The following is a 26,988-nucleotide window of genomic DNA, read 5'->3' as shown; positions in this document are numbered from 1 at the left end:
TGCGCCCCGCAGCATCTCTGCCATCGGCAATCGACGCTGGGAGAGGCATATGTTGACGGGATTCTGCAGGAGGGCCGCCCGGGTTGCGCTGGGCATGTTGTTGCTGGGCGGCGCGAGTTTCGCCGCGGCGCAGCAAGAGCACAGCGAAAGCCCCTATTTCGCGGTGGAGGGCGGCGATCCGGCGGTGGATCACCTGCCGCTCAAGTCCACCGAGGTGCAGGTGCGCATCCTCGGCGTGATGGCCGATGTGCGTGTGCTGCAGCGCTATCGCAACGAAGGGGAAAGGGCGCTGGAGGCGCGCTACGTGTTCCCCGGTTCGACCCGCGCGGCGGTGTATGGCATGACCGTGCGCCTGGGCGAGCGCGAGCTGCGCGCGCAGATTCGCGAGAAGCAGAAGGCGCAGGAGGAGTATCGGCAGGCCAAGAGCGCCGGCAAGACGGCGGCGCTGCTGGAGCAGCGGCGCGAGAGTGTGTTCCAGATGAACGTCGCCAATATCCTGCCCGGCGACGAGGTGGATGTGGAGTTGCGCTACACCGAGCTGCTGCTGCCGGAGCAGGGGGTCTACCGTTTCGTCTACCCGGCCGTGGTTGGTCCGCGCTACAACGGCAATGCCGGCAGTGAGAGCCACCATGCCGAACCCTGGATTTCCATGCCCTATCTGGCCGAAGGCGTGGCGCCGGCCACCGGCTTCAGTCTGGATGTCGAGCTGTTGGCGCCGACCCGTCTGCAGGGCGTGGCCTCGCCCAGCCATCCGCTGCTGCGCGAGAGCCTGGCGCACAATCGCCAGCGCATTCGCCTGGGCGATGACGGCCGACCGGCTGACAACCGCGATTTCGTTCTCGACTATCGCCTCTCCGGCGACGGCTTCGAGAGCGGCGTGCTGCTGTCCGAAGGCGAGCAGGAGAACTTCTTCCTCGCCCTGGTGGCGCCGCCCAGGCAGGCGCCGCGCGAGCTGATAGTGCCGCGCGAGTACATCTTCGTGGTGGACATCTCCGGTTCCATGCACGGTTTTCCGCTGGATACTGCCAAAGTCCTGCTGCGCAGGCTGATTGGCGGCCTGCGTCCGGCCGACAGCTTCAACGTCATGCTGTTCGCCGGCAGCAACAGCATGCTGGCGGCGCAATCGCAGCCGGCCACCGCGGCGAACATCGAGGCGGCCCTGGCGCTGCTCGACACGCAGATGGGCAGCGGTGGCACCGAGTTGCTGCCGGCGTTGCGCCAGGCTCTGGCAATGCCGGTGGACGCCGAGCGCTCGCGCAGCTTCGTGGTGGTCACCGATGGCTTCGTCACGGTGGAGCGCGAGGCCTTCCGCCTGGTGCGCGAGAACCTGGACAAGGCCAATCTGTTCGCCTTTGGTATCGGAAGCTCGGTCAATCGCCAGCTGATCGAGGGCCTGGCCCGCGCCGGCCAGGGCGAGCCCTTCGTGGTGCTCGACGCCGCCATGGCCGAGGACGTGGCCGAGCGCCTGCGGCGGATGATCGATGCGCCGCTGCTGGCCAGTCCGCAGCTGAGCTTCGATGGGCTGGACGTCTACGATCTGGAGCCGGCGCTGCTGCCCGACCTGTTCGCCGAGCGGCCGCTGGCGGTGTTCGGCAAGTGGCGCGGCCCGGCGCGGGGTGTGCTGCGGGTCGAGGGCCACGGCAGTCAGGGGCTCTATCGCGCCGAGGTGCCCATTCTGGCCGCCGAGGTGCAGCGCGGCAGCCAGGCGCTGACCCATCTGTGGGCACGCCAGAGGGTCGCCAGCCTGGTGGATCAGGAGACGCTGGAGGGCGGTTACCAGCATAGCCAGGCGATTCTCGATCTGGGCCTCAAGTACGGTCTGTTGACGCCCTACACCTCCTTTGTCGCGGTGGACGAGCGGGTGCGCAACCCCCAGCCGGCGCAGGCGGTCAAGGTCCAGCAGGCCGTGCCGCTGCCGCAGGGCGTGAGCAATCAGGCCATCGGCACCCTGGTGCCGAGCACGCCGGAGCCTGCGGCCTGGGCCATGCTGCTGATCGCCCTGCTCGGCATGTTCTGGTGGACAAGGCGGCATGCCCATGTCGGCTGAACTGCGCCTGCCGGGCTGGGCCTGGCTGCTGCTGCCGACCCTGGCCCTGTGGCCGCTGTGGCTGTGGAGCGCGCGGCGCCTGAGCGATGGTTCGGACGACCCCTATGGCGTGGTGGCGCTGGGCGCGCTGTTGTTGGTGCTGTGGCGCGAGCGCCGCGTCTTTGTCGCCACGCCGAGGCGCGGCTGGCTGTTGGCGGCCGGCCTGCTCGCCGCTCTGGCCGGCCTCAGCCAGGGGCTGTGGTCGCCCCTGCCGCGCGCCGCTCTGGGCGTGTTGGCGGTGCTGAGCGCGGCCATGGCTCTGCGCGCGCCCGCGCAGCCGCGGCTGGCCTGGCTCGGTCTGGGGCTGCTGACGCTGCCCCTGCTGTCGTCGCTGCAGTTCTATCTGGGCTATCCGCTGCGCCTGCTCACCGCCGAGGTCAGCGCCTGGCTGCTGCGCGCCGGCGGCCTGGCGGTCGAGCGCCAGGGCAGTGCGCTGGATGTGGCGGGGCAGTTGGTGATGGTCGACGCGCCCTGCTCCGGCATCCAGATGGCCTGGGTCGCCTATTTCATCGCGTTTGCCAGCGCCGCCTGGCTGCGCCTGTCGGACTCCTCGCTGGTGCGGCGCTTACCGCTGCTCGGTTGCCTGGTGCTGGCCGGCAACATAGTGCGCAACAGCCTGCTGGTGTTGCAGGAGACCGGGCGCCTCGGCGGGCCGGGCTGGCTGCACGAGGCTATCGGCCTGCTGGTGTTCGCGGCGGTCTGTGCGTTGGTGCTGCGCATCGTCTCGGCCGGTGCGCCGGCGGCCGGCGCGGGAGCGAAGGGTGTAGCCGCCGTGCAGATGTCCGCCGTCTGGCAGGGGGCGCTGGCGCTACTGTTCGTGCTGCTCGGCAGCTGGCCGCTGCTACGCGGCGCGGCGGTGGAGCCGGCGCCAGTTGCGCAGGCGGTGGAGTGGCCGCAGCGCTTTGCCGGGCGCGAATTGCGGCCGCTGGCTCTGTCGCCGGTCGAGCTGCGTTTCGCCGCGCAGTTTCCCGGCGCCATCGGCCGTTTCAGCGATGGCGAGCGGGTGATCAGCCTGCGTCGGGTCGAGCGGCCGACGCGCAAGCTGCATCCGTCGAGCGACTGCTTCCGTGGCCTCGGCTTTCGCATCGGCACGCAGGCGCTGGAGCGGCGCGGCGATGCATCGGGTCTACAGCGCTGCTTCGTGGCGAGCGGGGAGGGCGGCCCGCTGCGGGTCTGCGAGTATATCGAGGACGCCGCCGGGCGCAGCTTCAGTGATCACTCCGCCTGGTACTGGAGTGCCCTGGCCGGTGAGTCGCCAGGGCCCTGGCTGGCGGTGACCACGGCGCAGCCGCTGCGCTGATAGACTTCGGCGCAGGCGGCGGGAGGCGAACATGGCGCGGCGTGGAATTCTGAGTGGACTCGGCCTGGCCCTGGTGGCCATGGGCGTGCAGGCCGGCGACCCGCTGCTCGACCAGCGCGCCCTGCTGCTGGACGACAGTCGCCTGCCGCGCGAGGCGACGCTGGATCGCCTGCAGCAGGTGCGTTTCGCCTTCCGCGAGCCCCAGGCCGAGGCCGGCGAACAGCCGCTCTGGGCGCGTGCCCAGGCGTCGAACGGCTCCTGGGACGGCGGCCTGCGGCGTGACGACGAGGGCCTGATCCTCGGCCTGGACCGACCACTGGGCGGGCAGTGGATGGGCGGGGCGCTGGCCGCCGTCTCCCATGCGCGGCAGGACGGCGACGGCGGTCATGCCGACAGTCGCAGCGGCCACCTCGGCCTGTATGCCGCCACCCGCGTCTACAACCAGCTGGGTTTCAAGCTGGGCGCCATCCACGGCTGGCACGACCTGCAGCATGGCGGGCGGGCGCGCACGACCCAGCTGTTCGGCGAGAGCGCCTTCGCCCTGGATTTTCGCGACTTCACCCTGGAGCCCTTCGCGGGCCTGGCCCTGGTGCGCCTGGACGCGTCCGCCCAGCGCCATGGCGGCCTGCGCCTGCGCGGGGCGGACGAGGAGGCCGGCTACCTGAGCCTCGGCTGGCGCCTGGCCGCGCCCTGGTACTGGCAGCAGCGCAAGTGGGTCGGGCGGGCCAGCCTGGCGCTACGCCAGGACCTGGGCAGCGACCGCCTGGCCGGCCAGGCGCACACCGATAGCGGTGAAAGCCTGAGGCTGCGCGGTCGCGAATTCGAACGCAGCAGCCTGCGCCTGGACCTGAGCCTGGATCACGAGCTGCGCGGCGACCTCTACCTCGGCCTGACCTATGCCGGGCACTACGCCGAGGACGGCCGTGACAATGCCCTGGCCGCGCGCCTGAGCCTGAAGTTCTGAGCTCGGCCCGCCGGTCTGGCCGCGGGCTGCCAGGGGGGCACGAGTCGGGTATACTCGCGGGCTTTTCCGAAACTTTGCGGTCGCGGCCCGTGCCGTGTCCCCCGCAGCCGGGCGTCATGCGGCTGCGGCGGGGCCGGGCCGGTCGTGCTGCGCCTTTGCCCGAGAGTGCTGCCCCACCATGGAAATCAATCCGATCCTCAACAGCATCAAGGACCTGTCCGAGCGCACCCAGACTATTCGGGGGTATCTTTGACTACGATCACAAGCATGATCGTCTGGTCGAAGTAAACCGCGAGCTGGAAGACCCCGGCGTCTGGAACAAGCCCGAGTACGCGCAGAGCCTGGGCCGCGAGCGCGCCATGCTGGCGCAGATCGTCGAGACCATCGACGACCTCACCGGCAGCCTGGCCGATTCGCGCGACCTGCTGGAAATGGCCGCCGAAGAGAACGACGAAGGCGCGGTGAACGACATCGTCGCCGAAGTCGAGCGCCTGCGCGCAATCCTCGAGCAGCTGGAATTCCGCCGCATGTTCAGCGGCGAGATGGACCCGAACAACTGCTACCTGGACATCCAGGCCGGCTCCGGCGGTACCGAGGCGCAGGACTGGGCCAATATCCTGCTGCGCATGTACCTGCGCTGGGCCGACAAGCGCGGCTTCGACGCCACCATCATCGAGCTGTCCGAGGGTGAAGTCGCCGGCATCAAGGGCGCCACCGTGCACATCAAGGGCGAGTACGCCTTCGGCTGGCTGCGTACCGAGATCGGCGTGCACCGCCTGGTGCGCAAGAGCCCGTTCGACTCCGGTGCCCGTCGCCACACCTCCTTCTCGGCGGTGTTCGTCTCCCCCGAGATCGACGACAAGGTCGAGATCGAGATCAACCCGGCCGACTTGCGCATCGACACCTACCGCTCCTCCGGCGCCGGTGGTCAGCACGTCAACACCACCGATTCGGCGGTGCGTATCACCCACGTGCCGACCAACACCGTGGTGGCCTGCCAGAACGAGCGCTCGCAGCACGCCAACAAGGACACCGCGATGAAGATGCTGCGGGCCAAGTTGTACGAGATGGAGATGATGAAGCGCAACGCCGCCTCGCAGGCCCTGGAAGACAGCAAGTCGGATATCGGCTGGGGTCACCAGATCCGCTCCTACGTGCTCGACGACTCGCGGATCAAGGACCTGCGCACCGGCGTCGAGCGTAGCGACTGCCAGAAGGTGCTCGATGGCGACCTCGACCAGTACCTCGAGGCCAGCCTCAAGCAGGGCCTCTAAGAGCAGCCGCAAGCTTCAAGCTGCAAGTCGAAGCGGGTGAACCTCTGCCGGAGGCATCCGTTTCAGCCAGGCAGCGATCTTTCAAGAACGATGATTTGACCGGGACGACCCGCAATGAGCGACCAACAACTCGACCAGAATGAACTGCAACAGGAAGAAAACAAGCTGATTGCCCAGCGCAAGGAAAAGCTTGCTGCCGTCCGTGAGCAGGGCAATGCCTTCCCCAACGACTTCCGCCGCGACAGCCTGTGCGCCGACCTGCAGAAACAGTACGCGGAGAAGACCAAGGAAGAGCTGGAGGCCGCCGCCATCCCGGTCAAGGTCGCCGGTCGCATCATGCTCAACCGTGGCGCCTTCATGGTGCTGCAGGACACCTCCGGGCGCCTGCAGGTCTACGTCAATCGCAAGACCCTGCCGGCCGAGCAGCTGGAAGCGGTCAAGCACTTCGACCTGGGCGACATCATCGCCGCCGAGGGCACCCTGGCCCGCTCCGGCAAGGGCGACCTGTACGTCGACATGCAGAACGTGCGCCTGCTGACCAAGTCGCTGCGCCCGCTGCCGGACAAGCACCACGGCCTGACCGACACCGAGCAGCGCTACCGCCAGCGCTACGTCGACCTGATCGTCAACGAGGAAGTGCGCGACACCTTCCGCGTACGCTCCCAGGTGATCGCCCATATCCGCCGTTTCCTCAACGAGCGCGGTTTCCTCGAAGTGGAAACCCCGATGCTGCAGACCATTCCCGGCGGCGCCGCGGCCAAGCCCTTCGAGACCCACCACAACGCCCTGGACATGCAGATGTTCCTGCGCATCGCCCCGGAGCTGTACCTCAAGCGCCTGGTGGTCGGCGGCTTCGAGAAGGTCTTCGAGATCAACCGCAACTTCCGTAACGAGGGCGTCTCGACCCGGCACAACCCCGAGTTCACCATGCTCGAGTTCTACCAGGCCTACGCCGACTACGAAGACAACATGGACCTGACCGAGGAACTGTTCCGCGAGCTGGCCCAGAGCGTGCTCGGCAGCACCGACGTGCCTTACGGCGACAAGGTGTTCCACTTCGGCGAGCCGTTCGTGCGCCTGTCGGTGTTCGATTCGATCCTCAAGTACAACCCGCAGATCAGCGCCGCCGATCTCAACGACGTCGACAAGGCCCGCGCCATCGCCAAGCAGGCCGGCGCCAAGGTGCTCGGCCACGAGGGCCTGGGCAAGCTGCAGGTGATGATTTTCGAGGAGCTGGTCGAGCACAAGCTGGAACAGCCGCACTTCATCACCCGCTACCCCTTCGAGGTCTCGCCGCTGGCCCGCCGCAGCGACGACGATCCGAGCGTCACCGACCGCTTCGAGCTGTTTATCGGCGGTAGGGAAATTGCGAACGCCTACTCCGAGCTGAACGACGCCGAGGACCAGGCCGCGCGCTTTCTGCAGCAGGTGGCCGAGAAGGACGCCGGCGACGACGAGGCCATGCACTACGACGCCGACTTCGTCCGCGCCCTGGAATACGGCATGCCGCCGACCGCCGGCGAGGGCATCGGCATCGACCGCCTGGTCATGTTGCTGACCAACTCGCCGTCGATCCGCGATGTGATCCTGTTCCCGCATATGCGCCCGCAGGCTTGATCGCGGCCCGCGCAATGGGCATCGTTGCGCCAGGGGTGGCCACTGGCCACTTCGCTGTTTGAAATGAGGGGGTCTGCCGTGTCGGCAGGCCCCTTTTGCTGTGTTCAGCCAGTGTGAGGAAGGCCCTGCAGTGAACCTCAGTCCCGCTCCGCAATGTCCGGCCAGCTTGGCCGGGCAGCTCGCCGATTCCGTGCAGTACCGTGGCCGCAAGGCCAGTCGCCAGGGCAGCGAGCGGCGGCGCCTGGCCATTCTCGAGGCGGCCCTGCGCATCATAGTGCGCGAGGGCCTGCGCGGCGTGCGCCACCGCGCGGTGGCGGCCGAGGCCGAGGTGCCGCTGTCGGCCACCACCTACTACTTCGCCGATATCCAGGACCTGATCGCCGACAGCTTCGCGCTGTTCGTCAAGCGCAGCTCGGCCAGCCTGGCGGCGCTGTGGGCCGGCCTGGACGAGGACTTCTCGCGGCTGTCGGCCAGCGGCGCGCGGGGGGAAATGGTCGCCCGGGTCATCGACCTGGCCGTGACCCATGTTCAGGCGAAGATGCGTCAGCGCGACGAGGAACTGCTGGTGGAGCTGGCCTTTCGCCAGGAGGCGCTGACCAACCCGCAGTTGCGCCCGCTGTTCCTCGCCCATCAGGAGCTGCGCTTCCGCTTTTCCGAGCGCGTCGTACGCGCCCTGGGCTCCACGGCGCCATTCGAGGATGCGCAGGTGTTGACTACGCTGGTTTTACGGATGGAATATCATGCCATTGTCGATGGGGTGGAAGACTTCGATCTAGAGGCCCAGCGTGCGGTGTTGCAGCGCTACCTGGACCTTCTCGTCGGGTCTTGAGTCCCAGCCCCGCTACGGCGGGGCTTTTCGTTTCTGGCAGCGGTTCGAATCACACAAGGAGTGCATGATGAAAGCCTGGCGCCTGGCCCTAGCCGCCCTGAGTTGCCTGCTGTTGAGCGGTTGCCTGGTCACCTTCAAGGACCCCATTCCGGCCAACGAGGCGGCCCCCATGCCGCTGCTCGGGGCCTGGGAACGCAAGGACGAGTGGGGCGAGGTGCAGTACCTGAGGATTGCCCGTGCCGGCTCCAATCTCTATCGCGCCAAGGCCTGGAGCGCGGACGAGGAGGACGCCAACGCCGAGGAGTACGGCTTCACCGTGGCCCACCACGGTCGTCGCTGGTACGTGTCCGCCGGCTTGCCCAAGCGCATGGGGGCCAACTTCGCCATCGCCGGCTTCGAGCTGACCACGGGCAACGAGCTGGTGATCTACAACCTGGATGTCGAACGCATCCTCCAGGAAATGGAGGGCGGCGCCCTGCAGGGGCAGCCGCTGGAGACGCCCGAGGGCGAGGCGGTGCTGGTCACCAGCCCGCTGGACAGGGTGTTCAGCTACCTCGACGACCAGGCCAACGCCGACGTCTTCGTCGAGGTGGCACGTTACCAACGCAGCATCGAATAAGGGCCGCGCATGAGTCGTCGCAAGGACTACCACGAGATCATCCGCACCCTGTCTTCGCGCCTGGTGGAGGCACAGACACCGATCCGCGTGCTCGACGCGGTGAAATGGGACGACGAGGTGCGCCAGGGCTTTCTCGACGCCAAGGGCAAGAAGCCGCCGGCGGTGGACCGCGACTTCTACCTGCAGCGCCCGCTGCCCTTCGACGCGGCGGCGAAGAAACTGGAATTCCAGAACATCGAGCGCGACATCACCCGCCAGCTCGGCCAGTTCAACCCCGCCGGGCACATCATGCGGCGCATGTGCCGCGAGTACCGCATGGTCATCCGCATGCTCGAGGCGCGCGGCACCGAGGACTTCGGCCTGATCTCCCAGGAGCTCTACGGCGCCGCCTCGGACGCCTTCCATGCCGGCGACCCGACCCTGGCCGATCTCGGCCTGATGCTCTCCGGCTACCTGAACAACATCGATTCGCGCGGCGACCTGGCCGACGAGCCCAAGACCCTCGACGCCAACCAGACGGTGGACCTGCTGCAGCAGCGCCTGGCCGCGGTGTTCGGCGACGACACGGTGAGGGTCATAGTCTCCGACGGCATAGTTGCCGACGCCGCCGCCGGCGCCGACTACATCAAGATCCGTGCCGACGCCCTGTTCAACCAGCGCGACGTGCGCGCCCTGGAAGTGCACGAGGGCATGGTGCACATAGGTACCACCCTCAACGGGCTCAATCAGCCGGTCTGCACCTTCCTGGCCAAGGGCCCGCCCTCGTCGACCGTGACCCAGGAAGGCCTGGCGATCCTGATGGAGGTGATCGCCTTCGCCTCCTACCCCAGCCGCCTGCGCAAGTTGACCAACCGCACCCGCGCCATCCACATGGCCGAGGAGGGCGCGGACTTCCTGCAGATCCACGACTTCTTCCGCGAGCAGGGCTACTCCCTGGAGGAGAGCTACGGTCACGCGGCGCGGGTGTTTCGCGGCTCGACCCCGTCCGGCATGCCCTTCACCAAGGACCTCTCCTACCTGAAGGGCTTCATCCTGATCTACAACTACATCCAGCTGGCCGTGCGCAAGGGCAAGCTGGAGCAGATCCAGCTGCTGTTCTGCGGCAAGACCACCCTGGAGGACATGCGCACCCTGCGCCAGCTGGTGGACGAGGGCCTGGTGGCGCCGCCCAAGTACCTGCCGCCGCAGTTCCGCGACCTCAACGCGCTGTCGGCCTGGATGTGCTTCTCCAACTTCCTCAACCACCTGAGCCTGGACCGCATCGAGGCGGACTACGCCAATATTCTCTGAAGCGGCAAGCTGCAAGCCTCAAGCCTCAAGCCTCAAGCCTCAAGCGGCAAGAGGGGGCCCCTGCAACGCTTGCAGCTCGCCACTTATAGCTAGCCGCTAACCGAAGGTTCTCCCATGCCCAGCCATCAGCTCGACTACGAAATTCTTGGCGCCTCGGCGCAGACCGTGGAAATCATCCTCGACCCGGGCGAGACGGTGATCGCCGAGGCCGGGGCGATGAACTACATGACCGAGGGCATCCGTTTCGAAACGCGCATGGGCGACGGCTCGGCCAGCGGCGTGCTGGGCAAGCTGTGGGGCGCCGGCAAGCGCCTGCTCACCGGCGAGTCGCTGTTCATGACCCACTTCAGCAACCAGGGCCAGGGTCGCCAGCGCGTGGGCTTCGCCGCGCCCTATCCGGGCACCGTGGTGCCCATCGACCTGGCCCAGGTCGGCGGCAAGCTGATCTGCCAGAAGGACGCCTTCCTCTGCGCGGCCCACGGCACCGCGCTCGGTATCAGCTTCAGCAAGCGCCTGGGCGCCGGCTTCTTCGGCGGCGAGGGCTTCATCCTGCAGAAGCTGGAAGGCGACGGCCTGGCCTTCGTGCATGCCGGCGGCACGGTGATCCGCAAGGAGCTGCAGGGCGAGACCCTGCGCCTGGATACCGGCTGCCTGGTGGCCTTCACCGCCGGCATCGACTACGACATCGGCCTGGCCGGCGGCCTCAAGAGCATGCTGTTCGGCGGCGAGGGCATACTCCTCGCCACCCTCAAGGGTAGCGGCACCGTGTGGATCCAGAGCCTGCCCTTCTCGCGCCTGGCCGAGCGCATCTACGAGGCCACCTACAAGGCGCGCGAAGAGGTGCGCGCGGGCGGCAAGTGATGCGGGCGCTGGCGCTGCTACTGCTGGCGTGCGCCCTGCAGGGTTGCAGCGGCTGGCTGTTCTACCCGGTCAAGGGGCTGCCGATCACCCCGCAGCGGGCCGAACTGGCCTATCGCGACGTACAGCTGGTGGCCGCCGACGGCACCCGCCTGCACGCCTGGTGGCTGCCGGCCAAGGCCGGGGTGGCGGTCAAAGGCACAGTGCTGCACCTGCACGGCAACGGCGGCAACCTGGCCTGGCACCTGGGCGGCGCGGCCTGGCTGCCGGAGCAGGGCTATCAGGTGCTGATGCTGGACTATCGCGGCTACGGCCTTTCCGAGGGCGAGCCCGGGCTGCCGGAGGTCTACCAGGACATCGAGGCGGCCTTCGCCTGGCTGGCGCGGGCGCCCGAGGTGCAGGGCAAACCGCTGGTGCTGCTCGGCCAGAGCCTGGGCGGCGCACTGGCCCTGCATTACCTGGCCGAGCATGAGGAGCGCCGCGCCATGCTCGCGGCCCTGGTGCTCGACGGCGTGCCGGCCAGCTATCGCGAGGTGGCGCGCTTCGCCCTGGGCAACTCCTGGCTGACCTGGCCGCTGCAGGTGCCGCTGTCCTGGCTGGTGCCCGACGGCGACAGCGCCATCCATGCCATGCCGCGGCTGTCCGGCGTGCCCATGCTGATCTACCACAGCCTGGACGACGAGGTGGTGCCCCTTGCCAACGGCGTGCGCCTGTATCAGGCTGCGCCGCCGCCGCGGGTGTTCCAGCCGACCCGTGGCGGCCACGTGCAGACCTTCGCCGAGCCGGCCTGGCGCGAGGTGATGCTGCGCTTTCTCGACGATCCACAGGGCTTCGTCGGCCTGCACCGGCTGGCCGAGATACCCAACCCCGATTCACCCCAGTAAGCGAAGATCCCCATGAGTGAAGAGCGCAACGCCATCCCCCTGATTCTCACCGGTATCGCCAGCGTCGTCGGCACGGTCGCGGTGCTCTGGTACTACGGCTACCTGCATTTCGCCAAGCCGCAGGACGCCCTGCTGCTGAGCGAATTCACCATGCTCAAGACCCTGCCCGGCGAGGACTACAAGGTCTCGCTCAAGCCGGCCAGCCAGGTGGCGCAGTGCATCGACGGCGTGCTGGTGTTGTTCGACACCCGGCAAAAGGGCCTGAGCGGCGTGCTGGTGGACGATCAGAAGCAGGCCGTGCGTTGCCTGGGCCAGGAGACTCCGCAGCAGTAAGGCTGCGCACCGGCCTATGCTTGTCCTCACGGGAGGATGCGGCATGCGGATCGAGGTCTTTCACGGCGACATCACCGGCCTGGCGCTGGACGCCATAGTCAACGCCGCCAACAGTTCGCTGCTGGGCGGTGGCGGGGTGGACGGTGCCATCCACCGCGCGGCCGGCCCCGAGCTGCTGGCCGCCTGTCGCCCTCTCGGCGGCTGCCCGACCGGCGAGGCGCGGATCACCCCGGGCTTTCGTCTGCCGGCGCGCCATGTGATCCACACCGTGGGGCCGGTATGGGCCGGCGGCGAGCGCGGCGAGGCGGAGTTGCTGGCCGCCTGCTATCGCAACAGCCTGGCCCTGGCCGAACGCCATGGCCTGGGCGAGATCGCCTTCCCCGCCATCAGTTGCGGCGTCTACGGCTATCCGCCGGAGGCCGCCGCGCGCATCGCCGTGGCCGAGCTGAGGCGCCCGCGGCCACCCGCCAGCAGCCTGCGGCGGGCGCTGCTGGTGGCCTTCTCGGCGGACATGGCCGAACTCTATCGGCGTCTGCTGCGGGGCTGAGCCAGCCTCAGTGCTGGGTGCAGTCCTGCTGCTCGCTGAGCTGCTGCAGGTACTTGCGCGACAGGGCGAGGAAGCGCGGCGTCGGGCCTATGTCCTCGTACAGCGGGTCGCCCTGCTCATCGGTGGCCACCACCTTGCTGCCCTTCACATAGGGCAGGCTGGCTTCCAGCTCCTCCAGGGCAGAGCCAATCAGCTCGCCGAGCAGCTCTTCGGCCCCGCGCTTCGGGTACATCTCGCTCAGCGCCGCCAGGCGCGCGGCGGATTCCAGGTCGAGATGAATGTGGTACTGACTGCGAGTCAGGCGCCCCCTGGCGTTCTGCTCCCAATGGCGGACGAGTTCACGGATCTTCATAGACACCTCGGTTGCCCATTCGTGGTGGGCGGTTTCTGCCCGCGACTGCTGGGCAGTGGGGCTTATGGCTCCCGTAGTTTCAGACTAGCTCGTTACCGACTGCCCGGCGGTCGTTTGTCGTGTGCTTGTAAGAAGCGGTCGCCCTGTGCAAGCTGAGCGCTCCATCCTGAGGCGGAGAGGGCGGCCATGGCGGAAATCGATGCGCGCTTGCGCGAAGAGGTACACCTGCTCGGCGAGTTGCTCGGCGACTGCATCAGCAACCAGCGCGGGGCGGACTTCCTGGCCAAGATCGAGCAGATCCGCCAGGGCTCCAAGGCCGGGCGCCAAGGCTCTTCGGCCGGCGAGCGGCAGCTGCGCGCGACCCTCGCCGCGCTGGCCGACGACGAGCTGCTGCCGGTGGCCAGGGCCTTCAACCAGTTCCTCAACCTGGCCAATATCGCCGAGCAGTATCACCGCATTCGCCGCCGTCGCCCGGACGAGGCGCAACCCTTCGACGACCGCGTGCTGGTCGAGTTGCTCCAGCGCCTGGTCGCGGCCGGCCACAAGCCCGAGCTACTGGCCCGCCAGATCGGCCGCCTGGACATCGAACTGGTGCTCACCGCGCACCCCACCGAGGTCTCGCGGCGCACCCTGATCCAGAAATACGATGCCATCGCCGCCCAGCTCGCCGCGCTCGATCGCCACGACCTGCTGGCGGCCGAGCGCGGCGAGGTGCAACTCAAGTTGCGCCGGCTGATCGCCGAGGCCTGGCATACTGAGGAGATCCGGCGCCAGCGGCCCAGCCCGGTGGACGAAGCCAAGTGGGGCTTCGCGGTGATCGAGCATTCCCTGTGGCAGGCCGTGCCGAACTTCCTGCGCAAGGCCGACCAGGCCCTGCAGGACAGTTGCGGCCTGCGCCTGCCACTGGAGGCGGCGCCGGTGCGCTTCGCCTCCTGGATGGGCGGCGACCGCGACGGCAACCCCAATGTCACCGCCGAGGTGACCCGCGAGGTGCTGCTGCTGGCGCGCTGGATGGCCGCCGACCTGTACCTGCGCGATGTCGACCGGCTGGCCGCCGAGCTGTCCATGCAGCAGGCCAGCGACGAGTTGCGCCTGCGCGTCGGCGTGCATCCCGAGCCCTATCGCGCGGTGCTCAAGCAGCTGCGCGAGCGCCTGCGCGCCACCCGCGCCTGGGCCGAGGCGGCGCTGCACGGGGAGGCCAGCCCCGGCCCCGAGGTGCTGCACGACAATCGCGAACTGCTCGAGCCACTGGAGCTCTGCTACCACTCGCTGCACGCCTGCGGCATGGGCGTGATCGCCGAGGGCGAGTTGCTCGACTGCCTGCGTCGCGTCGCCTGCTTCGGCCTGTTCCTGGTGCGCCTGGACGTGCGCCAGGACGCCGCCCGGCACGCTGCGGCGCTGGCCGAGATCACCGACTTCCTCGGCCTGGGCAGCTACGCCGAGTGGGACGAGGAGCGGCGCATCGAGTTTCTCCTGCGCGAGCTGGACAACCGCCGCCCGCTGCTGCCACCGGGGCAGCGCCTGTCGGCCGAGACCGCCGAGGTGCTGGCCACCTGCCGGGTGGTGGCCGCCGCGCCGGCGGCTTCGCTCGGCACCTACGTGATCTCCATGGCCGGTGCTCCCTCCGATGTGCTGGCCGTGCAGCTGCTGCTCAAGGAGGCCGGGCTGCGGCGGCCGATGCGGGTGGCGCCGCTGTTCGAGACCCTGGCCGATCTGGACAACGCCGGCCCGGCCATCGACCGCCTGCTTGGCCTGCACGGCTACCGCTCGCGCCTGCACGGCCCGCAGGAGGTGATGATCGGCTACTCGGACTCGGCCAAGGACGCCGGCACCACGGCGGCGGCCTGGGCCCAGTACCGCGCCCAGGAGGCCCTGGTCGAGGTGTGCCGGCGCCACGAGGTCGAACTGCTGCTGTTCCACGGCCGTGGCGGCACGGTCGGGCGCGGCGGGGCGCCGGCCCACGCGGCCATCCTGTCGCAGCCGCCGGGCTCGGTGGCCGGGCGTTTCCGCGCCACCGAGCAGGGCGAGATGATCCGCTTCAAGTTCGGCCTGCCGCGCCTGGCCGAGCAGAACCTCAACCTTTATCTGGCCGCCGTGCTGGAGGCCACCCTGCAACCGCCGCCGTCGCCCGAGCCGGCCTGGCGCCTGGCCATGGACCGCCTGGCCGCCGACGGCCTGGCCGCCTACCGCGAGGTGGTGCGCGGGCACCCGCAGTTCGTCGAGTATTTCCGCCAGGCCACGCCCGAGCAGGAGCTCGGCCGCCTGCCGCTGGGCAGTCGCCCGGCCAAGCGTCGCGCCGGCGGCATCGAGAGCCTGCGCGCCATCCCCTGGATCTTCGCCTGGACCCAGACGCGCCTCATGCTGCCGGCCTGGCTGGGCTGGGAGACGGCCCTGGGCAAGGCGCTGGAGCGTGGCGACCAGGCCCTGCTGGAGGAAATGGGCGAGCGCTGGCCGTTCTTCCGCACGCGCATCGACATGCTGGAAATGGTCCTGGCCAAGACCGAGCCGGCCATCTCGGCGCTGTACGACGAACAACTGGTCGAGACCGGGCTGCGACCGCTGGGTGCGCATCTGCGCGACCTATTGTCGCAGTGTCGCGCCCTGGTGCTGGGGCTGACCCGGCAGTCCGAGCTGCTCGCGCACAACCCGGAGATGCGCGAGGCCATCACCGTGCGCAATATCTATCTGGACCCGTTGCACCTGCTGCAGGCCGAGCTGCTGGCTCGTTCCCGGCAGCGTCAGGCCGAGATGGACAGCCCCCTGGAGCAGGCCCTGCTGGTCAGCGTCGCGGGGATCGCGGCGGGGTTGCGCAACACCGGCTGAGGCCTAGTCGCCTCAGACTTTCGGTGGCTTGTGCAGGTCGGGTGCGCTGTGTATCGTGGCCATCCTTTCGCCGTGCAAAGGCGCGGAAACCCTTTAACGAGATTGGCCCCACGAGGCGAGTCCGACGATTTTCTGTCATTTTTGAGGAGCACTTCGATGCGCGTGATTCTGCTGGGGGCGCCCGGTGCCGGAAAAGGTACCCAGGCCGGTTTCATCACCAAGAAGTTCGGTATTCCGCAGATCTCCACCGGCGACATGCTGCGCGCCGCGGTCAAGGCCGGCACCGAGCTGGGCCTGCAGGCCAAGAGCGTGATGGACGCCGGCGGCCTGGTCTCCGACGACCTGATCATCAATCTGGTCAAGGAGCGCATCGCCCAGCCGGACTGCGCCAACGGCTTCCTGTTCGACGGTTTCCCGCGCACCATTCCCCAGGCCGAGGCCATGAAGGAAGCCGGCGTGAGCATCGACAACGTGATCGAGATCGCCGTGGATGACGAGGAAATCGTCCAGCGCATCGCCGGCCGCCGCGTGCACGAGGCCAGCGGCCGCGTCTACCATGTGGTCTACAACCCGCCGAAGGTCGAGGGCAAGGACGACGAGACCGGCGAGGAGCTGGTCCAGCGCAAGGACGACACCGAGGAGACCGTGCGTCACCGCCTGTCCGTCTACCACTCGCAGACCAAGCCGCTGGTGGACTTCTACCAGAAGCTGGCCGCCGCCGAAGGCACCCCCAGGTACAGCGCCATCGCCGGCGTCGGCTCGGTGGAGGAGATCACCGCCAAGGTGTTCGAAGCCCTCAGCTAAGGCTGTCGCGCTGCCTGTCCAACGGCCCGCCATTCGCGGGCCGTTGTCGTTTCTGCGGGTGGCGCTCTGGAGTCGCTGAGCGTCGTTCACAGAATGGTCATCTTGCTTTCGTACTCTAGCATCGGTTCTGGTCTAGACCATCTCGAGATGGTCGTGGGCGCAGGTCTTAACTGATCCTAAGGAAGAGAGCGCATTCAATGATTGAGAAAACAGTAAATAGTGTTGCCTGGCTGGGGCTGGCGGTATCGCTGCTTTCCGCCCCCGCAGCTTTTGCCGATACCGCCGCCAAGCCCAAGAAGGACTGCGCTGTCGCCGAGTTCGCCATGGGGCTGCGCTTTCAGCAGCAGTCGGCGGAAATCCAGGCGTTGCAACTGCAGGCCTACAACATCGCCACGGATAAGCTCGACAAGGCCGTGGCGGCGGCGAAAGACCCGTCCAAGTTGGCTGTCGTCACCGACCTGGACGAAACCGTGCTCGACAACAGCGCCTTGCTGGCGCGCGATCTGGCCAACTGTCACCAATACGATGCCTGGGACACCTGGCTGCCCTGGGAGCGTGATGGCATGCCTGGGCTGATTCCGGGTGCCAAGCAGTTTCTCGAGCATGCGGACAAGTTGGGGGTGACTATCCGCTATATCTCCGATCGCGCCGACGAGCAGAAGAAATACACCCTGGCCACCCTGAGCAAGCTTGGCCTGCCCCAGATTTCCGAGGACAGCGTGCTGCTGCTGGGCCCTCCCAAGGTGGAGCGGCGCGCCATTGTCGGCGCCGATCATCAGATCGTGCTGCTGCTCGGTGATACCCTGCACGACTTCGATGCGCGCTTCCGCAAAACACCGCTGGATCAGCAGCGCCAGACTGTGGCCGGTGAGGCGGGCAAGTGGGGCGCAGAGTGGATCGTGTTCCCCAACGCGACCTATGGAACCTGGTCCAAGGCGCCCCTGCAGACCTGGGCGGCCGAGACAGTCGTGGAGCCCTGGTAAGCCTGCCGCGGGCTCGTTCTGATCCGTAGAGCCCGCTGTTTTTCGCCAGCCGCCTGTCGTGTGGCTGGCACAAGCCGCCGTCACGGTGCTGGAAAAAAAATCTTCACGCCGGTCTAATGCCGGCTCGTTTTTTTCTGCAGCCATCCGAACACAATGACCACGATCCTGGCCCTGGATACCGCTACCGAAGCCTGCTCCGTCGCCCTGTTGCACCGGGGCGAGGTGCTCAGCCACTACGAGGTGATTCCGCGCCTGCATGCCCAGCGCCTGTTGCCCATGGTCCAGCAGATTCTCGACGAGGCCGGTATCACGCTGGCCGAGCTGGATGCCATCGCCTTCGGTCGCGGCCCCGGCGCCTTCACCGGCGTGCGCATCGCCATCGGCGTGGTCCAGGGCCTGGCCTTCGCCCTGGACAAGCCGGTGTTGCCGGTCTCCAGCCTGGCCGTGCTGGCCCAGCGCGCCTTGCGCGAGCATGGCGCGCAGCAGGTGGCCGCGGCCATCGACGCGCGCATGGACGAGGTGTACTGGGGCTGTTACGTCGCCGAGCAGGGCGAGATGCGCCTGCAGGGCGTCGAGGCGGTGCTGCCGCCCGAGTCGGCCCGGCTGCCGCGTGGCGCCGCAGGCGACTGGTTCGCCGCCGGCACCGGCTGGGGCAGCTATGGCGCGCGCATCGATGTGGCGCCCTGCGCCAGCGACGCGGCCATGTTGCCGCACGCCCGCGACCTGCTGAGCCTGGCCGGCTTCGCCTGGGCGCGCGGCGAGGCGCTGCCGGCCGATCAGGCGCAGCCGGTGTACCTGCGCGACAACGTGGCCACGCCCAAGCAGTCCGGCTGAGGCCAGTGTCCTTCCGTCCGCCATTTGGCGCCGGGAAATTGCCAACTCCGTCCACCGCCGCTACATTGCCTCCCACGTACCCCGAGCAGTAACAGATGCGTATCGACGGTTTCTCCTCCTACTCGCTGGACCGCAGCCCCCGCCCGGGCAGCGCGGTCACGCCTCTGCGCGAGAGCCAGCGGGAAGTCGAGCAGCGCCGCGAGCAGCCGCCGTCGCCAGCGGCCACCCAGGGCTACGAGCAGGTCGCCCAGCCGCGTCGGGTCGAGGCCGGCAATGCCGGCAGCGAGAACCTGCCGGCGCGCTACCAGGACAGCTTCGCCCAGCAGCGCGGCCTCAGCGCTCGCGCCAACCAGGCGCTGGCCGCCTACGGCAACACCTCCGGCTACACCGAAGAGCGCGACGCCAGCCAGGTTCTCGGCCTCGATCTCTACGCCTGATGCTGCCCTATTTCCTCGGCTGCCCGTCGTGGAACGAGCCGGCCTGGCGCGGCAGTTTCTACCCCGCCGACCTGCGTCCCGCCGAGACCCTGAGCCACTACGCCGCCACCTTCAATGCGGTGGAGGGCAACACCACCTTCTATGCCCGTCCCAGCCCGCAGACGGTGCGGCGCTGGGCCGAGCAGATGCCTGGGCATTTCCGTTTCTGTGCCAAGCTGCCGCGCGATATCAGCCATGCCGGCGATCTGCGCGAGCATTGCACCGCCACCGACGAGTTCCTCTCCTTGCTGGCGCCACTGGGTGAGCGGGTGGCGCCGTTGTGGCTGCAGCTGCCGGCCACTTTCGGTCCCTGGCGCCTGGGCGAGCTGCTGGCCTGGCTGGACGAGTTCGCCGGCCGCGCCATCGCCGTGGAGTTGCGCCACCCGGCCTTCTTCGCCCGCGGCGAGGAGGAACGCCGGCTCAATCGCGAGCTGCAGGCGCGCGCGGTGGAGCGCATCTGCCTGGATTCGCGGGCGCTGTTCGCCTGCACCTCGGGCGATGCGGCGGTGCTGCATGCCCAGGCGAAGAAGCCGCGCCTGCCGCCGCGCCCGACCGCGTTCAGCGCCAGCCCGCAGCTGCGCTTCATCGGCGGGCCCGATCTGGACGCCAATCAGCCCTTCCTCGAGCCCTGGCTGGACAAGGTGGCGGGTTGGATAGAGCAGGGGCTGAGGCCCCATGTATTCCTGCACACGCCGGACAACCAGCTGGCCGCCGCCCAGGCGCAGCGCTTTCACCAAGCCCTGATGCGGCGTCTGCCGGGCCTGCCGGCACTCGCCGAGCCACAGGCCGAGGTCGAGCAGCTGGGGCTGCTGTGAGGCGGGCGTAGGATGGCTTGAGGCGCCTTCGCGCCGATACCCGTGGATAGCGCTAGCTAGCGCCTGGCCAGCAGCAGATCGGCGGCCTGGCCGCCGCGGCCGTCGGCGAACTCGAAGCGGCCGAGCTGGGCGATCTCGTCGTAGATGCCCAGCGCCTGCCTGACGTCGCGCGCCCGCAGCTCGATGGCGGCGACGCCGGCCTCGGCCAGGCTCTGGGTCTGCTGGCGGCCGCCGGCGTCGAAGCGCAGCAGGCGCAGGCGCCCGAACACCGCGTCGCGGGCATCGATGCGACCGTCGCCGTTGTCGTCGAACTTGGCCAGCTCGGCGAAGCCGTTGGCGGCGCCGTGCTGGTCGCCGAACAGCTCGCGGCCGTCGTCGATGCGGCCATTGCCGTTGCGATCCAGGGCCAGCAGGGCGTCGTCGCCGCTCGGCGCGCTGATGCGGTCGATGCGCCCGTCGCCATCCAGATCGAAGCGCACCGGGTCGTCCAGGCCGCGGGTGGCGAAGCCGTTGCCGGCCAGGTCGAGCACCAGCGGGTCGGTCTTCTGCGGCTCGGCATTGGCGGTGACGTTGAGTTGCAGCTCGCGCTGCTGCAGTACCTGCTGGAAGTTGGCGGCCTGGGCCGTGGCATCAGTCGTGGTGGCGCCATCGGGCTGCGCGCCGCGCGCCTCCTCGATCTCGGCAGCCGCCGCCTCGGGCGCGGGCTGCTCGGTCTTGGGCATCAGGGTGCGGCGTAGGATCTGGTAGTCCAGGGAGTCGCGCAGGCCGGCATCCAGCTGCCGCTCAAGGCTGGGGCCGCGAGGGGAGGAGAGGGCATCGAACATGCTGGAACTCGCTGCGGTCGGCGCGGGCCGCGTCTGGCAGAATAGGACATCACCCTGCTATCGGCCGCGTGCCGTTCCGATTGAACATTTTTTGAGCATATTTTCCGATGAGCGATGAGCGGCCTATAACCAGAATCCGGGTCGAGGCCCTGCATCCCGCTTTTACCGACCAGGCGCGCGCCTGGGCCGGGCGCCTCGCCCTGCCGCTGGATGGCGAGGCCGAATTCGCCCTGCAGCTGGGCGAGCAGGGTCTGCAACTGGTCGAGCTGGGGCCGCAGGCGCCGGGGCCGGTGCGGGTGGACTTCGTCGAGGGCGCCGTGGCGCACCGGCGCCTGTATGGCGGCGGCAGCGGGCAGATGATCGCCAAGGCGGTCGGCGTGCAGCCCGGGGTGCGCCCCTGCGTGCTGGACGCCACGGCCGGCCTGGGGCGCGATGCCTTCGTGCTGGCGACCCTGGGCTGCCGGATGACCCTGATCGAGCGCCAGCCGATCATCGCCGCGCTGCTGGAGGATGGCCTGGCCCGCGCGGTGCGCGACGCCGAAGTCGCGCCGATTGCCGCGCAGATGCGCCTGCTGGCCGGCAATGCCATCGAACTGATGCACAACTGGCAGGGTGAGCCGCCACAGGTGATCTACCTCGACCCGATGTTCCCGCACCGCGACAAGAGCGCCCTGGTGAAGAAGGAGATGCGCCTGTTCCGCCCGCTGGTGGGCGACGACCTGGACGCCCCGGCGCTGCTGCGGGCCGCCCTGGGCCTGGCCAGCCACCGGGTGGTGGTCAAGCGCCCGCGCAAGGCGCCGGTCGTCGAGGGGGGTAAGCCGAGCTATGCGCTGGAGGGCAAGTCCAGCCGCTACGACATCTATCCGAAGAAGGCCCTGAAGGGCTGACCCTCAGGGCCGATAGGCGCGCAGGAACAGGCGCACCACTTCCTGCACGTGCTCCTCGGCCTCCCGCGCCGCGAGCGGCTGGGCGATGCCCATCAGCAGGCGGAAGTGGCAGCCGCCCTTGACCAGGCAGAAGAAGTGCTCGGCGGCATGCTGCGGGTTGTCGATGCACAGCTGGCCGTTCCGGTTGGCCTGCTCCAGCAGGTGCCGCAGGGCGTCTATCACCCGCTGCGGGCCGGCGTTGAAGAACAGCTGCGCCAGCTGCGGGTTCTGCGCGCCCTGGGCCACCATCAGGCGATGCATGGCCAGCGACTCCTCGCTGCTGATCAGGGCGTTGAAGCCACGGCCGATGGCCAGCAGGGCCTGCTCCACGCTGCTGTCCGGGCCCAGTTCGAAGAACAGCGAAGGCAGCTGCTCCTCGCACTTGGACTGCACCGCGCAGGCGAACAGGTTCTCCTTGTCGGCGAAGTGGCTATAGACCGTGAGCTTGGAGACGCCGGCCTCGGCGGCGATGGCATCCATGCTGCTGCCCTCGTAGCCGTTCTGCATGAACAGGCACTTGGCGGCCTCCAGGATGGCCTGGCGCTTGGCCGGGTCCTTGGGCCGTCCGGGGCCGCTGGGAGGCTGTAACGATTTGTCGGACATTTGGCTCTTTTAATACTGGACTGGTGAGTTTGCTATTTTTACTATACCGGGCAGTATAAGTATTCCAAGCTTCTTTTGCGAAAGGTCACCATCATGCTCCGCCATGCCTTGTCCCTCGCCGTCCCCCTGTCCCTGATCTCCCTGCTGGTCGCCTGCGGCAATGGCGAAACCGTCGAGGCCCCGGTGCGCCCGGCCATGGTGGTGCAGCCGCTGCCCGCGGCAGACGCCGTGGATACCTACCCCGGCGAAGTGCGCGCGCGTTTCGAGCCGGAGCTGGCCTTCCGCATCGGTGGCAAGATCGCCAAGCGCCTGGTGGATGCCGGCGACCGGGTACGCAAGGACCAGCCCTTGGCCGAGCTCGACCCGCAGGACGTCAAGCTGCAGCTGGAGGCCGCCCGTGCCCAGCTCAACGCCGCCGAGGCCAACCTTAAACTGGTGCGTTCCGAGCGCGACCGCTACAAGACCCTGCTGGCCCGCCAGCTGATCAGCCAGTCGCAGTACGACAACGTGGAGAACCAGTACCGCGCCGGCGAGGCGCGGGTTAAGCAGATTCGCGCCGAGTTCGACGTGGCCAGCAACCAGGCCGGCTACTCGGTGCTGCGCGCCTCGCAGGACGGCGTGGTGGCGCGTCGTCTGGCCGAGGTGGGGCAGGTGGTGGCCGCCGGCCAGACCGTGTTCACCCTGGCCGCCGACGGCGAGCGCGAGGTGCTGATCAGCGTGCCGGAACAGTCCCTGGAGCGCGTGCGCATCGGTCAGGAGGTCAGCATCGAGTTGTGGTCGCAGCCGGACAAGCAGTTCTCCGGGCGTATTCGCGAGCTATCGCCGGCCGCCGACGCGCAGTCACGCACCTTCGCCGCCCGCGTGGCCTTCGCCGATGCCAAGGTCAAGGCCGAGGTGGGCCAGAGCGCCCGCGTGGCGGTCAAGGCCGACGGCGAGGTACCGCTGTCGGTGCCGCTGTCGGCGCTCAGCGCCGAGAAGGGCACGCCCTATGTCTGGGTGATAGATCCCAGTAACTCCAAGGTGGTGCGTACGCCGGTGCGGGTGGGCGCCTACGGCCAGGAGCGGGTCTCCATTCTGGAAGGCTTGAAGGAGGACGACTGGGTGGTCGCCGCCGGCGTGCACGTGCTGCTCGATGGGCAGCAGGTGCGCCCGGTGGATCGCGACAACCGCGTGGTTGCACTGGCGCACAAGGAGTAAGCCATGTCCTTCAACTTGTCCGAATGGGCGCTGCGCAACCGCAGCCTGGTGCGTTACCTGATGATAGTGCTGGCGGTGATAGGCGCTCTGTCCTACACCAAGCTGGGGCAGAGCGAGGACCCGCCCTTCACCTTCAAGGCCATGGTGGTGCGCACCGACTGGCCGGGCGCCACCGCCGAGGAAGTCTCGCGGCAGATCACCGAGCGCATCGAAAAGAAGGTGATGGAGACCGGCGACTACCAGTTCATCAACTCCTATTCGCGCCCAGGCGAGTCCGTGGTGACCTTCATGGCCCGCGACGACATCGTCTCCCGCGACATTCCCGAGCTCTGGTACCAGATTCGCAAGAAGGTCGGCGATATCCGCCACACCCTGCCGCCGGGCGTGCGTGGACCCTTCTTCAACGACGAGTTCGGCACCACCTTCGGCAACATCTACGCGCTGACCGGCGAGGGCTTCGACTACGCGGTGATGAAGGACTTCGCCGACCGCTTGCAGCTGCAACTGCAGCGGGTCAAGGACGTGGGCAAGGTCGAACTGCTCGGCCTGCAGGACGAGAAGATCTGGATCGAGCTGTCCAACGTCAAGCTGGCCACCCTGGGCCTGCCGCTGGCGGTGGTGCAGCAGGCGCTGGACGAGCAGAACGCGGTGGCCTACTCGGGCTTCTTCGAGACCCCCACCGACCGCGTGCAGCTGCGCGTGTCGGGGCGCTTCAAGTCGGTCGAGGAGATTCGCGACTTCCCCATCCGCGTCGGCGATCGCACCTTCCGCATCGGCGACGTGGCCGAGGTGCACCGCGGCTTCAACGACCCGCAGGCGCCGCGCATGCGTTTCATGGGCGAGGACGCCATCGGCATCGCCGTGTCGATGAAGGCCGGCGGCGACATCCTGCGCCTCGGCGAGACCCTGGAGCATGAGTTCGCCCGCCTGCAGCAGACCCTGCCGGTGGGCATGGAGCTGCGCAAGGTGTCCGACCAGCCGGCGGCGGTGAAGACCGGCGTGGGCGAGTTCGTCCAGGTGCTGGTCGAGGCGCTGGTGATAGTGCTGCTGGTCAGCTTCTTCTCCCTGGGCCTGCGCACCGGCCTGGTGGTGGCGCTGTCCATCCCCCTGGTGCTGGCGATGACTTTCGCCCTGATGCACTACTTCGGCATCGGCCTGCACAAGATTTCCCTGGGCGCGCTGGTGCTGGCCCTGGGCCTGCTGGTGGACGACGCGATCATCGCGGTGGAGATGATGGCGATCAAGATGGAGCAGGGCTACGACCGCTTCCGGGCGGCTGGCTACGCCTGGACCAGCACGGCCTTCCCCATGCTCACCGGCACCCTGATCACCGCCGCCGGCTTCCTGCCGATCGCCACCGCGCAGTCCGGCACCGGCGAGTACACCCGCTCGATCTTCCAGGTGGTGTGCATCGCCCTGCTGGTGTCCTGGATCGCCGCCGTGGTCTTCGTGCCCTACCTGGGCGACCGCCTGCTGCCGGACCTGGCCAAGCTGCACGCGAAGAAGCATGGCGGCAACCCGGAAGGGCACGACCCCTACTCGACCACCTTCTACCAGACGGTGCGCGAGGTGGTGGAGTGGTGCGTGCGCCGGCGCAAGACGGTGATCCTGGTGACCGTCGGCCTGTTCGTCGCCTCCCTCGTGCTGTTCCGCTTCGTGCCGCAGCAGTTCTTCCCGGCCTCCGGGCGCCTGGAGCTGATGGTCGACATCAAGCTCACCGAGGGCTCGTCGCTCAAGGCCACCGAGGAACAGGTCAAGCGCCTGGAGGCCAAGCTCAAGGACCACCCGGGCATCGACAACTACGTGGCCTATGTCGGCAACGGCTCGCCGCGCTTCTACCTGCCGCTGGACCAGCAGCTGGCCGCCACCCGCTTCGCCCAGTTCGTCATCCTGGCCAAGAGCATCGAGGACCGCGAAAAGCTGCGCACCTGGCTGATCGAGGTGATGAACGAGGACTTCGCCTTCGCCCGCACCCGCGTCTCGCGCCTGGAGAACGGCCCGCCCGTGGGCTTCCCGATCCAGCTGCGGGTCAGTGGCGAGCACATCGACGAGGTACGCGACATCGCCCGCCAGGTGGCGGCCAAGGTGCGCGAGAACCCGCACGTGGCCAACGTGCACCTGAACTGGGAAGAGCCGAGCAAGGTGGTCTACCTGAACATCGACCAGGAGCGCGCCCGCGCCCTGGGGGTGAGCAGCGCCGACCTGTCGCGGTTCTTGCAGAGCTCGCTGACCGGCGCCAGCGTCAGCCTGTTCCGCGAGGGCAACGAGCTGATCGAGATCCTCCTGCGCGGCACCGTGCGCGAGCGCCAGGCGCTGGAGTTGCTGCCGAGCCTGGCGGTGCCGACCAGCAGCGGCAAGAGCGTGGCCCTGGCGCAGGTCGCCACCCTGGAATACGGCTTCGAGGAAGGCGTGATCTGGCACCGTGACCGCCTGCCGACCGTCACCGTGCTCGGCGACATCTATGGCGGCGAGCAGCCGGCCAGCCTGGTCAAGCAGATCATGCCGAGTCTGGAACCGATCCGCGCCGCGCTGCCCAGCGGCTACCTGCTGGAAGTCGGCGGCACGGTGGAGGATTCTGAGCGCGGACAGAAGTCGGTCAATGCCGGTGTCCCGCTGTTCATCCTGGTGGTGCTGACCCTGCTGATGCTGCAGCTCAAGAGCATGTCGCGCACCGCCATGGTGTTCCTCACCGCGCCGCTGGGGCTGATCGGCGTGACCCTGTTCCTGCTGGTGTTCCGGCAGCCCTTCGGCTTCGTCGCCATGCTCGGCACCATCGCCCTGAGCGGGATGATCATGCGCAACTCGGTGATTCTGGTGGACCAGATCGAGCAGGACATCGCCGCCGGCATGGACCGCTGGCACGCCATCATCGAGGCCACGGTGCGGCGCTTCCGCCCCATAGTGCTGACCGCCCTGGCCGCCGTGCTGGCGATGATCCCGATGTCGCGCAGCGTGTTCTTCGGCCCCATGGCCGTGGCCATCATGGGCGGCCTGATAGTCGCCACGGCGCTGACCCTGCTGTTCCTGCCGGCGCTCTACGCGGCCTGGTTCAGGGTCAAGGAAGTGGAGTCGCGCTGAACACGGCGTGAAACGAGAAGCCCGGCCAGCGCGCCGGGCTTTTTGCTGTTTGCTCGTTGGAGTTGCTGGGTTTCGCTGCGCTCTACCCAGCCTACGGCGGGGGTGAGGTAGGCTGGGTAGAGCGCAGCGAAACCCAACGGTCCCGGTCAGTCGTAGGCGGAGTGGATTACCGCGAGACCCGACGCACTACTAGGGCGAGCCCCAATCTCACGGATGTGGTTGTAGTCCTGATGCAATCCAGGAGCGGAGTCGCCTGTCTTCCGGGCTGCATCTGTACTGCAGCCGAGTCAGCGTCGGGGCTCTGCATGTTGCTCGATTCTGTAGAGGCTGCAGGGGCCAGGAACCGAAGCTTTGAGCCGGCAATGAAAAACGCTGTACCTATGCGAAGCAGACGCGGCGTTTCTTAGTTGAGCAGATTACGGTGAGAGCTGGATTTTTTATTTTCGCCTACCCCTTAACTATTCCCCAAATCTTGGAATAAAGCCCTTAACAGAGCCGAATCGCCCCGGTGGGGTGGGCTGACGCATTGGGCTGCGCCTGCAGCCAACTTGATTGGGGGAAGGGAAATGGTTGCGGTGATTGCCGGCAATGGACTGGGTCTGTTCAACACCTCGCTGAACACCTTGGGTGGCGCGGGGGTGTTGGGTCAGGGTGGCTTTGGCCAGGTGGGTG

Annotated in this window: 24 protein-coding genes; 21 read left to right on the top strand and 3 right to left on the bottom strand. The window is 68.1% G+C overall.

The features are described 5' to 3' along the window. The first annotated feature begins 94 nt into the window (after positions 1–94). From AAFN46_RS18475 to AAFN46_RS18420, 12 genes are all read left to right on the top strand, one after another. The gene (locus AAFN46_RS18475) at positions 95–2,047 is read left to right on the top strand and encodes a VIT and VWA domain-containing protein (RefSeq protein WP_347810162.1); all 1,953 of its coding nucleotides are present in this window, start codon (positions 95–97) and stop codon (positions 2,045–2,047) included. Next, positions 2,037–3,386 carry an exosortase Q gene (gene xrtQ, locus AAFN46_RS18470; RefSeq protein WP_347810161.1) on the top strand — a complete coding sequence of 450 codons (1,350 nt, stop codon included), beginning with the start codon at positions 2,037–2,039 and terminating at the stop codon, positions 3,384–3,386. Before AAFN46_RS18475 ends, xrtQ begins: the two co-directional genes overlap by 11 nt. 31 nt (positions 3,387–3,417) lie before the next feature. Next, entirely contained in the window at positions 3,418–4,350 is a 933-nt protein-coding gene (locus tag AAFN46_RS18465) for an autotransporter outer membrane beta-barrel domain-containing protein (RefSeq protein ID WP_347810160.1), read from the top strand. Between the two features lie 178 nt (positions 4,351–4,528). Then, a protein-coding gene (prfB, locus tag AAFN46_RS18460) for a peptide chain release factor 2 (protein ID WP_347810159.1) occupies positions 4,529–5,624 on the top strand; the annotation gives its coding sequence in 2 pieces (ribosomal slippage) (positions 4,529–4,600 and positions 4,602–5,624; 1,095 coding nt in all). 114 nt (positions 5,625–5,738) lie between these two features. Next, positions 5,739–7,241 (top strand): lysine--tRNA ligase, encoded by a 1,503-nt coding sequence (gene lysS / locus AAFN46_RS18455; protein WP_347810158.1) that lies wholly within the window; start codon positions 5,739–5,741, stop codon positions 7,239–7,241. 130 nt (positions 7,242–7,371) lie between these two features. Further along, entirely contained in the window at positions 7,372–8,070 is a 699-nt protein-coding gene (locus AAFN46_RS18450) for a TetR family transcriptional regulator (protein ID WP_347810157.1), read from the top strand. Between the two features lie 67 nt (positions 8,071–8,137). Further along, complete coding sequence (locus tag AAFN46_RS18445) at positions 8,138–8,689, top strand: hypothetical protein (RefSeq protein ID WP_347810156.1); 552 nt, start codon at positions 8,138–8,140, stop codon at positions 8,687–8,689. Positions 8,690–8,698: 9 nt separating this feature from the next. After that, the gene (locus AAFN46_RS18440) at positions 8,699–9,979 is read left to right on the top strand and encodes a flavohemoglobin expression-modulating QEGLA motif protein (RefSeq protein WP_347810155.1); all 1,281 of its coding nucleotides are present in this window, start codon (positions 8,699–8,701) and stop codon (positions 9,977–9,979) included. 114 nt (positions 9,980–10,093) lie between these two features. Beyond that, positions 10,094–10,840 (top strand): TIGR00266 family protein, encoded by a 747-nt coding sequence (locus AAFN46_RS18435; RefSeq protein WP_347810154.1) that lies wholly within the window; start codon positions 10,094–10,096, stop codon positions 10,838–10,840. Next, a complete protein-coding gene (locus tag AAFN46_RS18430; protein ID WP_347810153.1) occupies positions 10,840–11,721 on the top strand; it encodes an alpha/beta hydrolase in 882 nt (293 codons plus the stop codon). Before AAFN46_RS18435 ends, AAFN46_RS18430 begins: the two co-directional genes overlap by 1 nt. A 12-nt stretch (positions 11,722–11,733) precedes the next feature. Further along, a complete protein-coding gene (locus AAFN46_RS18425; RefSeq protein ID WP_347810152.1) occupies positions 11,734–12,054 on the top strand; it encodes a hypothetical protein in 321 nt (106 codons plus the stop codon). A gap of 43 nt (positions 12,055–12,097) precedes the next feature. Continuing rightward, positions 12,098–12,601: an O-acetyl-ADP-ribose deacetylase gene (locus AAFN46_RS18420; protein WP_347810151.1), complete on the top strand. Its 504-nt coding sequence runs from the start codon at positions 12,098–12,100 to the stop codon at positions 12,599–12,601. A gap of 7 nt (positions 12,602–12,608) precedes the next feature. Here AAFN46_RS18420 and AAFN46_RS18415 read toward each other — a convergent pair whose 3' ends face one another. Beyond that, entirely contained in the window at positions 12,609–12,953 is a 345-nt protein-coding gene (locus tag AAFN46_RS18415) for a pilin assembly protein (protein ID WP_347810150.1), read from the bottom strand. A gap of 186 nt (positions 12,954–13,139) precedes the next feature. On the opposite strand from AAFN46_RS18415, the gene ppc reads away from it, so the two are divergent. The 6 genes from ppc (at position 13,140) to AAFN46_RS18385 (ending at position 19,688) form a co-directional block, all read left to right on the top strand. Beyond that, the gene (gene ppc, locus AAFN46_RS18410) at positions 13,140–15,776 is read left to right on the top strand and encodes a phosphoenolpyruvate carboxylase (protein WP_347810149.1); all 2,637 of its coding nucleotides are present in this window, start codon (positions 13,140–13,142) and stop codon (positions 15,774–15,776) included. A 156-nt stretch (positions 15,777–15,932) separates the two neighbouring features. After that, complete coding sequence (gene adk, locus AAFN46_RS18405; RefSeq protein WP_347810148.1) at positions 15,933–16,580, top strand: adenylate kinase; 648 nt, start codon at positions 15,933–15,935, stop codon at positions 16,578–16,580. 197 nt (positions 16,581–16,777) lie between these two features. Next, positions 16,778–17,563, top strand: a complete 786-nt coding sequence (locus AAFN46_RS18400; protein ID WP_347810147.1) for an HAD family acid phosphatase — start codon at positions 16,778–16,780, stop codon at positions 17,561–17,563. A gap of 153 nt (positions 17,564–17,716) precedes the next feature. Next, a complete protein-coding gene (gene tsaB, locus AAFN46_RS18395; RefSeq protein ID WP_347810146.1) occupies positions 17,717–18,397 on the top strand; it encodes a tRNA (adenosine(37)-N6)-threonylcarbamoyltransferase complex dimerization subunit type 1 TsaB in 681 nt (226 codons plus the stop codon). A gap of 95 nt (positions 18,398–18,492) precedes the next feature. Further along, complete coding sequence (locus AAFN46_RS18390) at positions 18,493–18,834, top strand: hypothetical protein (RefSeq protein ID WP_347810145.1); 342 nt, start codon at positions 18,493–18,495, stop codon at positions 18,832–18,834. Next, positions 18,834–19,688, top strand: coding sequence for a DUF72 domain-containing protein (locus AAFN46_RS18385; protein ID WP_347810144.1), 855 nt, complete (start codon positions 18,834–18,836; stop codon positions 19,686–19,688). The genes AAFN46_RS18390 and AAFN46_RS18385 overlap by 1 nt, the downstream gene beginning before the upstream one ends. Positions 19,689–19,744: 56 nt before the next feature. On the opposite strand, the gene AAFN46_RS18380 is transcribed toward AAFN46_RS18385, so the two are convergent. After that, entirely contained in the window at positions 19,745–20,512 is a 768-nt protein-coding gene (locus tag AAFN46_RS18380) for a hypothetical protein (protein ID WP_347810143.1), read from the bottom strand. A 107-nt stretch (positions 20,513–20,619) separates the two neighbouring features. On the opposite strand from AAFN46_RS18380, the gene AAFN46_RS18375 reads away from it, so the two are divergent. After that, entirely contained in the window at positions 20,620–21,399 is a 780-nt protein-coding gene (locus AAFN46_RS18375; protein WP_347810142.1) for a class I SAM-dependent methyltransferase, read from the top strand. 3 nt (positions 21,400–21,402) lie between these two features. Here the strand turns inward: AAFN46_RS18375 and AAFN46_RS18370 are convergent, their stop codons facing one another. Then, entirely contained in the window at positions 21,403–22,041 is a 639-nt protein-coding gene (locus AAFN46_RS18370) for a TetR/AcrR family transcriptional regulator (protein WP_347810141.1), read from the bottom strand. 93 nt (positions 22,042–22,134) lie between these two features. On the opposite strand from AAFN46_RS18370, the gene AAFN46_RS18365 reads away from it, so the two are divergent. Next, the gene (locus AAFN46_RS18365; RefSeq protein WP_347810140.1) at positions 22,135–23,238 is read left to right on the top strand and encodes an efflux RND transporter periplasmic adaptor subunit; all 1,104 of its coding nucleotides are present in this window, start codon (positions 22,135–22,137) and stop codon (positions 23,236–23,238) included. A 3-nt stretch (positions 23,239–23,241) separates the two neighbouring features. Beyond that, a complete protein-coding gene (locus tag AAFN46_RS18360) occupies positions 23,242–26,316 on the top strand; it encodes an efflux RND transporter permease subunit (protein ID WP_347810139.1) in 3,075 nt (1,024 codons plus the stop codon). The last annotated feature ends 672 nt before the right edge of the window (positions 26,317–26,988 follow it).

Origin of the sequence: Pseudomonas sp. CAU 1711, from assembly GCF_039888625.1 — a bacterium.
Taxonomy (GTDB): Bacteria; Pseudomonadota; Gammaproteobacteria; order Pseudomonadales; family Pseudomonadaceae; genus Aquipseudomonas.
This window is presented reverse-complemented; position numbering and strand designations above follow the sequence as displayed.